Annotated in this window: 15 protein-coding genes; 2 read left to right on the forward strand and 13 right to left on the reverse strand. The window is 71.8% G+C overall.

Annotated elements, in window-relative coordinates; genetic code table 11:
- Nucleotides 1-54 precede the first annotated feature (54 nt).
- Nucleotides 55-1,236 carry a sensor histidine kinase gene (locus CLV46_RS09245; protein ID WP_100364502.1) on the forward strand — a complete coding sequence of 394 codons (1,182 nt, stop codon included), beginning with the start codon at nucleotides 55-57 and terminating at the stop codon, nucleotides 1,234-1,236.
- Nucleotides 1,233-1,871 carry a response regulator gene (locus tag CLV46_RS09250; protein WP_100364503.1) on the forward strand — a complete coding sequence of 213 codons (639 nt, stop codon included), beginning with the start codon at nucleotides 1,233-1,235 and terminating at the stop codon, nucleotides 1,869-1,871. The genes CLV46_RS09245 and CLV46_RS09250 overlap by 4 nt, the downstream gene beginning before the upstream one ends.
- A 6-nt stretch (nucleotides 1,872-1,877) precedes the next feature.
- Here the strand turns inward: CLV46_RS09250 and CLV46_RS09255 are convergent, their stop codons facing one another.
- From CLV46_RS09255 to ruvX, 13 genes are all read right to left on the reverse strand, one after another.
- Complete coding sequence (locus tag CLV46_RS09255; protein WP_245867048.1) at nucleotides 1,878-2,651, reverse strand: ABC transporter permease; 774 nt, start codon at nucleotides 2,649-2,651, stop codon at nucleotides 1,878-1,880.
- 106 nt (nucleotides 2,652-2,757) lie between these two features.
- Complete coding sequence (locus CLV46_RS09260; RefSeq protein WP_100364504.1) at nucleotides 2,758-3,795, reverse strand: aliphatic sulfonate ABC transporter substrate-binding protein; 1,038 nt, start codon at nucleotides 3,793-3,795, stop codon at nucleotides 2,758-2,760.
- A gap of 36 nt (nucleotides 3,796-3,831) precedes the next feature.
- A complete protein-coding gene (locus tag CLV46_RS09265) occupies nucleotides 3,832-4,659 on the reverse strand; it encodes an ABC transporter ATP-binding protein (RefSeq protein ID WP_100364505.1) in 828 nt (275 codons plus the stop codon).
- 105 nt (nucleotides 4,660-4,764) lie between these two features.
- On the reverse strand, nucleotides 4,765-5,178 hold the full coding sequence (gene nusB / locus CLV46_RS09270; protein ID WP_100364506.1) for a transcription antitermination factor NusB: 414 nt from the start codon (nucleotides 5,176-5,178) through the stop codon (nucleotides 4,765-4,767).
- Nucleotides 5,178-5,741: an elongation factor P gene (gene efp / locus CLV46_RS09275; protein WP_100364507.1), complete on the reverse strand. Its 564-nt coding sequence runs from the start codon at nucleotides 5,739-5,741 to the stop codon at nucleotides 5,178-5,180. The genes nusB and efp overlap by 1 nt, the downstream gene beginning before the upstream one ends.
- 67 nt (nucleotides 5,742-5,808) lie before the next feature.
- On the reverse strand, nucleotides 5,809-6,246 hold the full coding sequence (locus CLV46_RS09280) for a type II 3-dehydroquinate dehydratase (RefSeq protein ID WP_100364508.1): 438 nt from the start codon (nucleotides 6,244-6,246) through the stop codon (nucleotides 5,809-5,811).
- 153 nt (nucleotides 6,247-6,399) lie between these two features.
- On the reverse strand, nucleotides 6,400-6,684 hold the full coding sequence (locus CLV46_RS09285) for a GIY-YIG nuclease family protein (RefSeq protein WP_100364509.1): 285 nt from the start codon (nucleotides 6,682-6,684) through the stop codon (nucleotides 6,400-6,402).
- 219 nt (nucleotides 6,685-6,903) lie between these two features.
- Nucleotides 6,904-7,977, reverse strand: coding sequence for a 3-dehydroquinate synthase (aroB, locus tag CLV46_RS09290; RefSeq protein WP_100364510.1), 1,074 nt, complete (start codon nucleotides 7,975-7,977; stop codon nucleotides 6,904-6,906).
- Complete coding sequence (locus CLV46_RS09295; RefSeq protein ID WP_100364511.1) at nucleotides 7,974-8,513, reverse strand: shikimate kinase; 540 nt, start codon at nucleotides 8,511-8,513, stop codon at nucleotides 7,974-7,976. Before CLV46_RS09295 ends, aroB begins: the two co-directional genes overlap by 4 nt.
- Nucleotides 8,510-9,703, reverse strand: coding sequence for a chorismate synthase (gene aroC / locus CLV46_RS09300; RefSeq protein WP_100364512.1), 1,194 nt, complete (start codon nucleotides 9,701-9,703; stop codon nucleotides 8,510-8,512). Before aroC ends, CLV46_RS09295 begins: the two co-directional genes overlap by 4 nt.
- 19 nt (nucleotides 9,704-9,722) lie before the next feature.
- A complete protein-coding gene (locus CLV46_RS09305) occupies nucleotides 9,723-10,538 on the reverse strand; it encodes a shikimate dehydrogenase (RefSeq protein ID WP_100364513.1) in 816 nt (271 codons plus the stop codon).
- A complete protein-coding gene (mltG, locus tag CLV46_RS09310; RefSeq protein WP_100364514.1) occupies nucleotides 10,531-11,919 on the reverse strand; it encodes an endolytic transglycosylase MltG in 1,389 nt (462 codons plus the stop codon). The genes CLV46_RS09305 and mltG overlap by 8 nt, the downstream gene beginning before the upstream one ends.
- The gene (gene ruvX, locus CLV46_RS09315; protein ID WP_100364515.1) at nucleotides 11,919-12,386 is read right to left on the reverse strand and encodes a Holliday junction resolvase RuvX; all 468 of its coding nucleotides are present in this window, start codon (nucleotides 12,384-12,386) and stop codon (nucleotides 11,919-11,921) included. Before ruvX ends, mltG begins: the two co-directional genes overlap by 1 nt.

Here is a 12,386-nt window from a genome sequence, read left to right on the forward strand (position 1 = left end):
GCGATACTTCCTTCGGACGACCCACGCCTCGCCCCGACGTGCTGGGATGGTGGCATGGGCCCCTCCGTTCTCCCGCGCGCACGCGCGTTCGCACGGCGACATCCGGGCCCGGTCTCCGCAGCCGCGGTGCTCGCGATCTCGGTCGTGCTGCTCGCCCTCGACGTCACCGGGCTGTACGGCGCCGCGTGGCGGCCGCTCGGCGACAACCCGTGGTGGGGGCTGCTCACGGTCGTCCCCGGCTGCGCACTGCTCGCGGCCAAGAACCGCATCCCGCTGCTCGCGCTCACCCTCGGCGGCGCCGTGTTCGTCGTCGACTTCATCGCGTTCGGCACGGTCGGCATGCTGCTCGTGTTGAACGACCTCATCTACGCCGCGACGGCGAGCCTCGACCGGGCCGGGCGGATGCGGCTGCTCCTCGCCCTCGTGCTGCTCGGTCTCACCGTGCTCGCCGTCGTCGGCGCGACGACCCACGACGCGCGCACGACCCTGTTCGCCGCGCTGCTCGTGTTCGCGTTGCTCGGCACCCCGTTCTGGTGGGCGACGGCCGTGCGGCAGGCCCACGAGCTCGCCGAGCTCCACGCGGCACGCGCCGACGACGCGGCGCGGATGGCCGAGCTGCGCGAGCAGGATGCGGTGCGCGCCGAGCGGGAGCGGATGGCCCGCGATCTGCACGACGTCATCGCCGGTCACCTGTCGGCGGCGGCCCTGCGGTCGGAGGCGGCGCTCGCCCGGGAACCGGACGAGGCGCGGGATCGTGATGCGCTCGCCGCGGTGCGCGAGTCGAGCGTGAGCAGCCTCGAGGAGATGCGCTCGATGATCCTGCTGCTGCGCGCCGGTGCCGAGCCGGCCGTCGCCCCGAGCCGGCTCGACCGGCTCCACGAGATCGTCGGCGAGGCGTCCACCTCGGGACTGCGCGTCGAGGTCGAGGCGACGGAACTCCCCGAGTTGCCGGCAGCGGTCGATCAGGCGGCGACGCGCATCCTGCGGGAGGCGCTCGTGAACGTCGCGAAGCACGCCGCGGGTGCGCGCGTGCGACTCATCGTCGCGCACCGGGACGGGCACCTCGAACTCGCGATCGAATCGGGTCCGGGTCGGGCGACCGACGCGGGCGGCGCCGGGCTGGGACTCGTGACGATGCGGGAGCGCGCGGAGGCCCTGGGCGGACGCTTCACCGCCGGTCCCGAGGGTTCCGGTTGGGCCGTGCGCGCGGAGCTGCCGGTGGCGGTGCGGGCATGACGCGCGTGCTGCTCGCCGACGATCACGCGGCGGTACGCACGGGCATCCGGCTCATCCTCGAAGACGGCGGGTTCGAGGTCGTCGGAGAGGCGGTCGACGGGGCGGACGCGGTGCGACTGGCCCGGCGGCTGCGCCCGGACGTCGTGCTCATGGACATCCGGATGCCGGGCACCGACGGCATCGAGGCGACGCGCACGATCACCGACGAGGGGCTGGGCGACGTGCTCGTGCTGACGAGCTTCGACATCGACGAGTACGTGTTCGGCGCGGTCCGTGCCGGAGCGGTCGGGTTCGTGCTCAAGTCCACGAGCGCGGTCGCCCTGCGGGATGCGGTGTCGCGCGTCGCCGCCGGTGACGGGGTGCTCGCGCCGGAGGTCACCCGCCGGATGCTCGAAGCCTTCGTCGGATCGACACCGCAGCCGGTGCGGTCGCATCCGCTTCTGAACACCCTCACCGCACGCGAGCGGGAGGTGCTGGGGTTGCTCGGTCAGGGGTACTCGAACGCGGAGATCGCCGCCGAACTGGTCGTGTCGACGACGACCGCGAAGACGCACGTGTCGCGCACGCTCGGCAAGCTCGGCGTCGCGAGCCGGATGCAGGCGGCGGTCGTCGCCCGCGAGGCCGGTCTCGCCTGAGCGCGCCTAGCCGAACCGGCGCAGCAGCACCCGTTCGAGCAGGCCGATGAGCGCATCCGTCGTCTTGCCGAGCACCGCGAGCAGCACGATCGTGAGGAACAGGCGGTCGATCCGGCCGTTGTTCTGCGAGTCGACGAGCAGGAAGCCCAGACCCGTCGAGGAGGCGATGAGTTCCGCGGCGACGAGGAACAGCCACGACTGGGCGAGGGCGAGCCGCAGCCCCGACACGATGCTCGGCACCACGGCGGGCAGTTGCACCCGGGTGAGCAGGCTCAGACGTCCGAGGCCGTACGCGCGTCCGACCTCGACGAGGTGCGGGTCGACGTGGCGCAGCGCCCCGGCGACGGTCGTGTACACGGGGAACAGTGCGCCGATCGCGATGAGGGTGACCTTCGAATCCTCGTTGATGCCGAGGTAGAGGATGAGCAGCGGCACCCAGGCGAGCGACGGAACCGCCCGGAATCCGCCGATCGTCGGGGCCAGCAGCGCGCCGCCCCATTTCGAGAGTCCCACGAGGGCGCCGAGGAGGAGTCCGATGACGGAGCCGACCGCGAAGCCGATGAGCACGCGTTGCGTCGAGATGGCGATGTAACCGCCGAGCAGCGGGCGCTCGCCGAACGCGAGCTCGATGCCCGCGTTCCAGACGCCGAGCGGCGAGGGCAACCGGTGCGACGGCACGGCGCCGCTCGTGCTCAACCACGTCCAGAGGGCGAGCAGCAGCACCGGCACGACGAAGCCGAGCAGCGCCCACGCGCCACGCCCCTCCCCCCTGCGGCGCACCGGGGTGGCCGTGCCCGCGGCCGAGTAGCCGTAGGTCGACACGTACTGGTGGAGGGAGGCGGGGCGCTCGGCGACCTCGACGGGCGCCGAGCCCTCGCCGGCCGACTCAGCCAAGGGAGTCCGGATCCGCCTCGGTCGCGAAGCTGTCGTCGAAGAGGCTGTCGAGCGCGGTGTCGATCGACTTCTGGTCGGCGACGTCGCCGGACTCGACGAAGATCGGGCCGACGACCTCGAGCACGTCGCGCTGGGCGTCACCCGGCACGTTGTCGATGTCGATCACGGTGCGCTCGATCGTCGCCTCCGCGATCGCCGGGTCGATGCCCGCGACCTCGGCGAGGATCGCCGCGGTCTCCTCTGGGTTCTCGAGCGCCCACGCGCGGGCCTTCTCGTAGGCGTCGACGACGAGCTGGGCGAGGTCGGGCGAGGCCTCGAGGAAGTCCTCGGTGGCGTTGAGGAACCCGTAGGTGTTGAAGTCGACGTTGTCGTAGATGATCTTCGACCCGGCGGTCGCGACGCTCGTCGACAGCAGCGGGTCGAGGCCCGACCACGCGTCCACGGCACCGGACTCGAGGGCCGCCTTGCCGTCGGCGTGCTGCAGGTTCTGCACGTTCACGTCGGCGAGGGTGAGGCCCGCCTCCTCGAGGGTCTGCAGGAGGAAGAAGTAGGGGTCGGTGCCCTTCGTCGCGGCGATGCTCTTGCCGCGAAGCTCCTCGACCGAGGTGATCGGCGACCCGGCGGGCACGAGGATCGCCGACCAGTTCGGCTGGGTGTAGATGTCGATCGTCTTGATCGGCGAGCCGTTGGAGCGCGCAAGGAGGGCGGCGGAGCCGGCCGTCGAGCCGACGTCGATCGCGCCGGCGCGCAGCGCCTCGTTCGCTTTGTTCGACCCGGCGGACTGCAGCCAGTTGACCGTGACCTCGCCGTCGGTCGCCTCTTCGAGCCAACCCTGGTCCTTGATGATCAGGCTCAGCGGGTTGTAGGTCGCGAAGTCGATGTCGAGCGTGTCCGCGCTCCAGCCCTCCTGGGCCGCGGGCTCGGGATCGGCGGCGATCGACGACCCCTCGCCGGCGACGCACCCGGTGAGGGCGATCGCGCCGGTGACGGCGAGGGCGGCGAAGGCGAGAAGCGGGCGTCTGCGGGGCATGGGGTCCTCGGGATCGGGTCGGTGCGGATGCGCTGGTCAGCGCGTGCTGTGGTGGGAGGGCACGCCGAGTCCCTCGAGGAGCTCGGCGCGGAGGTGGGCGAGGGCGGCGTCGCCGCGGTCACGGGGACGCCTGCCCGGCACGGGCAGGATGCGGCGGATGGTCGACCCGGAGCCGGGCCCGAGATCCGGGTCCTCACCGAGCAGCACGATGCGGTCGGCGAGGTACAGCGCCTCGTCCACGTCGTGGGTGACGAGCAGGATGGTGGCCGGTTCGGCCGCGTGGATGTCGAGCAGGAGGTCCTGCATGCGCAACCGCGTGAGGGCGTCGAGCGCTCCGAACGGCTCATCGAGCACGAGCACACCCGGTCCGCGCGCGAGGGCGCGCGCCAGCGACGCCCGCTGGGCCATGCCCCCCGACACCTGGCGGGGACGCAGTTCGCGCGACCCGTCCAACTGCACGAGGCGCAGCAGCTCGGCCACGCGCTCGCGACCCTCCTCGCCCGGAGTGTCACGGGGAAGACCGAGGCGCACGTTGCGCTCGATGGTGCGCCACGGCAGCAGCCGCGGTTCCTGGAAGGCGACGGCGCACCGCTGGTCGATGCCGACCACCGCATCGCCGTCGATCGCGATCGAACCGGAGTCGGGGCGGTCGAGCCCGCTCACCTGGCGCAGGAGCGTCGACTTGCCGCACCCCGAGGGGCCGAGCAGGGCGACGATCTCCCCCGCGCCGATCTCCAGGTCGACGTCGCGGAGCACGACCCGGGGCGCGACGCTGCGGCCCGACCCCGGGAAGCTGCGGCCGACGCCGCGCAGGGTCACCGGCAGCGCGGGCGCGCTGGCACGGCTGGGAGCGGCGAGGGACATGCCTGCGACGCTACGAGAGCGCGGGGAGAGGCGACAAACCGAGTCGTAACCGAACGAAACATCCGCCGTTCCGCCGCGATCTGCGGCAGAATCCGCACCCGCGGGTCAGCCGCGGGACTGCGAGATGCGCGCGAGCAGCCCGTTGACGAAGCCGGCGGAGTCCTCGGTGCTCAGCACCGTCGCCGACTCGACCGCCTCGGCGATCGCGACGCTGTCGGGCACCTCGTCGTTGAAGAGGATCTCCCACACGCCGATGCGCACGATCGCACGATCGACCGCGGGCATACGTGCGATCGTCCACCCCTGCGCGTACGTCTCGATGAGCTCGTCGATCTCCGACGAGTGCTCCTCGACGCCCATCACGATGTCGCGGGCGTACTCCCACGAGGAACGTCGCTGGGGCTGCTCCTGCGCCCGCTTGGCCTCGTCGGCCAGCGCATCCGCGATCGACTGGCGGCGCACATCCGCCGAATACAGCACGTCGAGGGCGCGCTTACGCGCCTTGGTGCGTGCGCTCACTAGTCGTTGACGCGGCCGAGGTAGTCGCCCGTGCGGGTGTCGACCTTGACCTTGGTGCCGGTCTCGAGGAACAGCGGCACCTGGATCTCGTAGCCGGTCTCGACGGTCGCGGGCTTGGTGCCGCCGGTCGAGCGGTCGCCCTGCAGGCCCGGCTCGGTGTAGGTGACCTCGAGCACGACCGAGGCGGGGAGCTCGACGTAGAGCGGCTCGCCGTCGTGGGTCGCGATCGTCGCGTTCTGGTTCTCGAGCAGGAAGTTGGCGGCGTCGCCGACGACCGAGCCGGGGATGGTGATCTGGTCGTAGTCGGTCGTGTCCATGAACACGAAGTCCGCGCCGTCGCGGTAGAGGTACTGGAAGTCGCGGCGGTCGACGTTGGCGAAGTCGATCTTCGTGCCGGCGTTGAACGTGCGGTCGACGACCTTGCCGCTCATCACGTTCTTGATCTTGGTGCGCACGAACGCGCCGCCCTTACCGGGCTTGACGTGCTGGAACTCGACCACGTTCCAGAGCTGTCCGTCGATGCTGAGAACGCTGCCGTTCTTGATGTCGTTGGTCGTGGCCATGTCGTGAAGTCGTCCGTTCCGGGGTGGGGTGGTGGCGCGACGGCGCCGCGTCGAGTGTAGTCGGGGGTCAGTGCATCCGCCGAATGGCGGTGAGGGCGAGCAGGTACGACTCGAACCCGAAGCCGGCGATGACGCCCGTGGCGACGCCGGAGATGACGCTCGTGTGGCGGAACTGCTCGCGGGCGTGCGGGTTCGAGATGTGCACCTCGATGACGGTGCCCTCGGCCTTGGTGACGAGCGACACCGCGTCGCGCAGCGCGTAGCTGTAGTGCGTGAAGGCGGCGGGGTTGAGGATGACCGGGCTGCCGGTGTCGGCGGCCTCGTGGATCCAGTGGATGAGCTCGGACTCGTCATCGGTCTGACGCAGGTCGATCGTCGTACCCTCGGGCGCCGCGGCCTCGAGCAGCGCGCGCAGAGCGTCGAGATCCTGCGCCCCGTAGACGTCGGGTTCACGGCTGCCGAGCCGCCCGAGATTGGGACCGTTGAGCACCAGCACCGTCGTCACGCCCCCACCCTACCTGCGCCCCCGCGGGCGCGCCTCGTCGGCCCACCAGGCCCGCCGCCCGGCAGAACGAGCGCAACACCCACCCGCCGGTCGAGTAGGCGCGGCGAAGCCCGCCGTATCGAGACCCCCACGATGAACGCCGCACGGCGGAGACTACGACCCCGGGAACCGCTTCTTCGCCCCCGCCCGCAACGCCTCCGTGTCGCCGTCGATCAGCGCCTGCCGCTTGCGGCGGCTCCACCCCTGCACCTGCTTCTCACGGGCGTAGGCCTCATCGACGCGCTCGTACTCCTCGGCATAGGCGAGCGTGACGGGGCGCCGCAGTCGCGTGTACCCGACGCCACCCTCGCCGTGCTCCCCGAGCCGTCGTTCGAGGTCGCGGGTCGAGCCCACGTAGAACGTGCCGTCGGCGCAGCGCAGGATGTACATGTGCGGCATGGCTCGAGTGCAGCACGTCGGCGTCGGCGGGGTGGTTGCTGTCCACAGCGCGTGTCCGTGGAGGTCTCGATACGGCGGCTTCGCGCGCCTACTCGACCAGCGGAAACCGCGTCAGGGTCTCGATACGGCAGCTTCGCGCGCCTACTCGACCAGCGGAAACCACGTCAGGGTCTCGATACGGCGGGCTCCGCCGCGCCTACTCGACCGGCGGGAACCGGGTCAGGCGGCGATCTCCTGGTAGGCCGCGAAGAGCAGAGGCTCCTCGGCGCCGTTGAGCACGGCCGGGCGACCGATGTCGTCGAGCACGATGAAGCGCATCATGCCGGCGCGCGCCTTCTTGTCGCGCTGCATGGTCGCGAGCAGCGTCTTCCACCGGCCGAGCGGGTAGGTCGTCGGCAGTCCGAGCGACTCGAGGATGCTGCGGTGGCGGTCCACGGCGGAATCCGACAGGTTGCGGGTGAGCCGCGACAGCTCGGCCGCGAACACCATGCCGATCGAGATCGCGGCGCCGTGGCGCCACTGATACCGCTCGGCGTGCTCGATCGCATGGCCGAGGGTGTGCCCGTAGTTGAGGATCTCGCGCAGCCCCTGCTCCGTGAAGTCCTCCCCGACGACGCGCGCCTTCATGGCTATCGCGAGTTCGACGGTGCGGCGGAACTCGTCCGTCGCCGGATCGGTCGCGACGAGCGGGTCGGCCTCCACGATCTCGAGGATCTCCGGTTCGGCGATGAACCCCGCCTTCACGACTTCCGCGTAGCCGGCGACGAGCTCGTTGCGCGGCAGCGCGTCGAGCAACGACAGGTCGGCGAGCACCGCGGCCGGCGCGTGGAAGGCGCCCACGAGGTTCTTGCCCTCGGCGGTGTTGATGCCCGTCTTGCCGCCGACCGCGGCGTCGACCATGCCGAGCACCGTCGTGGGGATCTGCACGACGCGCACTCCGCGCAGCCACGTGGCGGCCACGAATCCGGCGAGATCGGTCGTCGCGCCACCACCGAGCCCGACGACGACGTCGGTGCGGGTGAAGTCGGTCTGCCCCATGACCTGCCAGCAGAATGCGGCGACCTCGATGCGCTTGGCAGCTTCCGCATCCGGCACCTCGGCGAGCAGCACCTGGTAGCGCGGTTCGAGCTGCGCGCGCAACGCCTCGGCGTGGCGGCTGAGCGGCGGCGCGTGCACGATGAGCACCTTCGTCGCCGCCGTGCCGATCACCGCGGCGAGATCGGCGAGGATGTCGCGGCCGACGCGCACCTCGTAGGGGTTCAGGCCCGTGACCGGGATGCTCGTCGTGCTCATCGGTTCTCCTCGGTCTCGGTCGGTCGGGCGCCATCCGCGTCGCGGACCCACGCGGCGATCTCGTCGGCGATGTGCTGGATCGGACGACTCGACGTGTCCCACGTGCGCGTCGCGAGTCGCTCGTAGATCGGCCGGCGCGCCTCGACGAGGCGCACCCAGGCGTCGACCCCGTCTTTCAGCAGCGGGCGCTTCTCGTTGTCGAGCCGCGCGGCGACGGCGTCGGGCGACGTGGTCAGCAGCACGACGCGCACGGATGCGAGGTCTCGCTGGGTCTGTTCGTCGAGCACCGCTCCCCCGCCCAGGGACACGACGGCGTGCTCGGTGAGCGCCCGCGCCACCTCGGCGCGCTCGAGCTCGCGGAACCGCGGCTCGCCGTGCTGTTCGAAGATCGCCGGGATGGGGCCGTGCGCGGCGACGACGCGCGCGTCGGTGTCGACGAAGGGCAGCTCGAGCGACTTCGCGACGCGTTTGCCGATGCGGGTCTTGCCGGATGCGGGGGCGCCGATGAAGACGACCGCGGGGCTCTGCTCGCTCACGGGGTGGCGGTGCGCAGCACCTCGGGGATCGACTCGAGGTAGGCGGCGACGTTGCGGCGGGTCTCGGGCACGGAGTCGCCGCCGAACTTCTCGAGCATGGCGTCGGCGAGCACGAGGGCGACCATCGCCTCGGCGACGACGCCCGCGGCGGGCACGGCGCAGACGTCCGAGCGCTGGTGGTGGGCGGGGGCGGCGTCGCCCGTGGCGACGTCGACGGTGCGCAGCGCGTGCGGGACCGTGGCGATCGGCTTCATGCCGGCCCGCACGCGCATCACGGTGCCCGTGCTCATGCCGCCCTCGGTGCCGCCGGCCCGGTCGCTGAGCCGCTCGATGAGTCCGTCGTCGACGACGAGTTCGTCGTGGGCCTGCGAGCCCCGACGGGTCGTGGTGAGGAAGCCGTCACCGACCTCGACTCCCTTGATGGCCTGGATGCCCATGAGCGCGGCCGCGAGTCGCGCGTCGAGTCGGCGGTCCCAGTGCACGTAGCTGCCGAGCCCCGGCGGGAGCCCGTAGGCGAGCACCTCGACGATGCCACCGAGGGTGTCGCCGTCTTTGCGTGCGGCGTCGACCTCAGCGACCATCCGCTCCGATGTTGTCGCGTCGAAGCAGCGCAGCGGATCGGCGTCAAGCGCGTCGACATCGTCCGGTCCGGGCAGCGGGGAGCCCTCCGGCACTCGGACGGGGCCGATCGAGAGCGTGTGGCTCACGAGCCGCACGCCGAGTTCGGCGAGGAACGATCGCGCGACCGCACCGAGCGCGACACGGGCGGCGGTCTCGCGAGCACTCGCCCGCTCGAGCACGGGACGTGCCTCGTCGAAGCCGTACTTCTGCATCCCGACGAGGTCGGCGTGTCCGGGACGCGGGCGGGTCAGCGGCGCACCGCGACCCCCGGTGAGCTTCTCGGGATCCACCGGCTCGGGGTTCATCACGTCGACCCACTTGGGCCACTCGGTGTTGCCGACGCGCAGCGCGACGGGGCTGCCGAGGCTGAGCCCGTGGCGCACTCCGCCGCTGATCGCGAGTTCGTCGGCCTCGAACTTCATGCGCGCGCCGCGGCCGTAACCGAGCTTGCGGCGGGCCAGGTCGGCTCGGATGTCGTCGAGCGAGACGGGCACTCCGGCGGGCAGTCCTTCGAGGACGGCGATCAGCTCGGGGCCGTGGGATTCCCCGGCGGTCAACCAACGCAGCATGACCGCCATCCTCCCATAGCTAGGGCAGGCCGACCGCCGTGCGCATCGCCGCCACGACCTCCGACTCGCGGGGCAGGGGTTCGTCCGCCGAGCCGGTGAGGAAGAGCCGGATCTGCCCGACCGCCTGATGCAGCAGCATCTCGAGCCCGCTGATCACGGGGCCCCTCCAGCGGGAGCCGAGCGGGCTCGGCCAGGGGTCGTAGGCCACGTCGAAGAGCGGGATGCCGTCGCCCGCGGCCACCTGCAGTCCGGCGGCGGCGGGTCCGGGCAGCGTGCTCACGACGAGGTCGACGGGGCCGGGCGCCGCGTCGAGGGCGACCACCTCGGTGGGGAGCCCGATGCGCCCGGCGAGATCGAGCGCCTCCCGGGCGCGGTCGGCGCTCCGCACGGCGAGCGTCGCGCGGTCGGCGCCCAGTCGTCGCACGGCGACGAGGGCGGAGGCGGCGGTTGCTCCCCCGCCGAGCAGGTGCACGGACTCCACACCCTTCACGCCGCCCTCGGCGAGGGCGCGCATGATGCCGTAGACGTCGGTGTTCGCGCCGCGGCGACGTCCGTCGGTGAGCACGAGCGTGTTCGCCGCCCCCGTCAGCGTGACGAGCTCGTCGGCGTCGTCGAGCAGGGGCAGCACGTCGCGTTTGAGCGGCATCGTGAGCGACAGCCCGCGCCACTCGTCCCCGAGGCCGGCTATGAAGCCGGGCAGCCCTGCGGTGTCGACCTCGGCCCGGCCGTACTCCCAGTCGAGCTCGAGCACCCGGTAGGCCGCCGCGTGCAGGGCGGGCGAGCGCGAGTGCTCGATCGGCGACCCCAGCACGGCGAGTCGCCGGCGTTCACTCACAGTACGACGCGTTCTCGGGCTCGCGGCACCACTGGTCGAGCTTCTCGACGGCGGCTTCGTGCTCGGCCTGCGTGCGGGTGAACTCGCTCTCGCCGGTGGCGAGGTTGACCGCCACGAAGTAGAGCCAGTCCCCCGGTTCCGGATTCAGAGCCGCGTTGATGGCGGCCTCACCGGGCGCCGCGATCGGACCGACGGGCAGACCGTCGATGACGTAGGTGTTGTACGGGTTGACCGCCGCACGCTCCTCGTTCGTGGTGAACACCGACCCGGTCGACTGCGCGCCGTAGTGCGACGTCGAGTCGAACTGCAGTTTCATGCCCTCATCGAGGCGGTTGTAGATGACCCGGGCGACCTTGTACAGGTCCTCCTGGTTGCCGGCCTCGCGCTGGGCGAGCGACGCGATCGTCATGATGCGGTTGCGGTCGGGCGGAGCCACCCCCGCGGCGTCGAGGCGCTGGATGGTGAGGTTCACCATCTGCTGCATCATGTCGCGCGGCGCGGTGCCGGGTTCGAACTCGTAGGTCGCCGGAGCGAGGTAGCCCTCGAGGCTCGGCGCCTCGGCGGGAACCCCGAGCGAGCGGAAGTCCGCGGCGACCGCCTCGAACTCGGCGAGCGGCGTGCCGGTCGCGTCGCTGAGTTCCTGCAGGATCGTCGTGACGGTGATGCCCTCGCGGATGACGGCTTGCGATACGCGCCGGTTCGCCGGGTCGAGCAGGGCGTCGAGCGCCGACTTCGCGCTCATCTCCTGCTGGAGCGCGTAGGTTCCCGGCACGAAGTTCGGCTGCTCGCTCATGCCGAGCAGCAGGTCGTAGAACGCGTCGAAGGTCTTGGTGACGCCCTCCTCGTGCAGCGTGGTCGCGACGTCCTCCCCGATGTCGCCGGAGACGATCGTCACGAGCACCTCGGTGCCGTTGCCGGAGCCCTCGTAGTCGTTGGGTTCGGAGGCTCCGATGGCGTCGCGGATGCGGTCGCCGAAGGTCGCATAGACGGCTGCGGCCGTGCCGCCCAGCAGCACGATGAGCGCGAGCAGCACCCACAGGCATCCGAGGCGCTTGCGCAGCGGCACGCGGTCCTCGTCGTCCTCGCGCTGACGGCGGCGCTCGCGCGCCGTCGGCGCCGGCGGGGTGTCGAGGGTCGCCGTCCCGGAACGGCGGGAACGCCGGGTCTCCGGCTCCGGCTCCGCGGCCTGCTGCTCACGCAGGGCACGCCGGCTGAGCGGGACGGACTCCGTCGGAGCCGCCGGTGCCGCGTCCGGGGTCTGCGGGCGCGGAGCCTGCCCGTCGGCCGCATCGGGTCGCTGTGCTCGCCGCGCGGCGTCGTCGTCGCGGGAAGGCGAGGGCTGGGAGGCGAAGATGTCGTCCCAGCTGGGTTCGTCGGCCACTAGTTCTGAGATCCTCCGGGGGGATCGACGACGACGCCCGGCGCAGTGCCGCTCGCGCGCTCGAAGTCGAGGGCGTGTTGCAGAATGATAACAGCGGCCACCTGGTCGATCACGGGCCGCGACTTGCGGGTCGAACGGCCCACCGAGGTCAGCGAACGCTGCGCCGAGACGGTCGACATCCGCTCGTCGACGAGTCGCACCGGAACCGGGATCGCCGCCGCGAGCTCGGCCGCCACGGCACGCGCGTCCGCGGTCGAGGCGGTGTCGCCGCCCGACAGGGACAAGGGCAGCCCCACCACGACCTCGAATGCCTCGTGCTCCGCCGCGAGGGCGACGAGGCGCGCGACGGTCCCGTCGTCACGACGCACCGTCTCGATGGGCGTGGCGATCATGCCGTGCGGGTCGCACCGCGCGACGCCGACTCGGGCGCGACCGACGTCGACGCCGAGCCGCACGCCCGATCGCAT

It is taken from the genome of Diaminobutyricimonas aerilata (genome assembly GCF_002797715.1).
Lineage (GTDB): Bacteria > Actinomycetota > Actinomycetes > Actinomycetales > Microbacteriaceae > Diaminobutyricimonas > Diaminobutyricimonas aerilata.

Bases quoted from the DNA above. Each gene is read 5' to 3' on its own strand.
- CLV46_RS09245 (WP_100364502.1), top strand. From the start codon at position 55: ATGGGCCCCTCCGTTCTCCCGCGCGCACGCGCGTTCGCACGGCGACAT.
- CLV46_RS09250 (WP_100364503.1), top strand. From the start codon at position 1,233: ATGACGCGCGTGCTGCTCGCCGACGATCACGCGGCGGTACGCACGGGC.
- CLV46_RS09260 (WP_100364504.1), bottom strand. From the start codon at position 3,795: ATGCCCCGCAGACGCCCGCTTCTCGCCTTCGCCGCCCTCGCCGTCACC.
- CLV46_RS09265 (WP_100364505.1), bottom strand. From the start codon at position 4,659: ATGTCCCTCGCCGCTCCCAGCCGTGCCAGCGCGCCCGCGCTGCCGGTG.
- efp (WP_100364507.1), bottom strand. From the start codon at position 5,741: ATGGCCACGACCAACGACATCAAGAACGGCAGCGTTCTCAGCATCGAC.
- CLV46_RS09285 (WP_100364509.1), bottom strand. From the start codon at position 6,684: ATGCCGCACATGTACATCCTGCGCTGCGCCGACGGCACGTTCTACGTG.
- aroB (WP_100364510.1), bottom strand. From the start codon at position 7,977: ATGAGCACGACGAGCATCCCGGTCACGGGCCTGAACCCCTACGAGGTG.
- aroC (WP_100364512.1), bottom strand. From the start codon at position 9,703: ATGCTGCGTTGGTTGACCGCCGGGGAATCCCACGGCCCCGAGCTGATC.
- ruvX (WP_100364515.1), bottom strand. From the start codon at position 12,386: ATGCGATCGGGCGTGCGGCTCGGCGTCGACGTCGGTCGCGCCCGAGTC.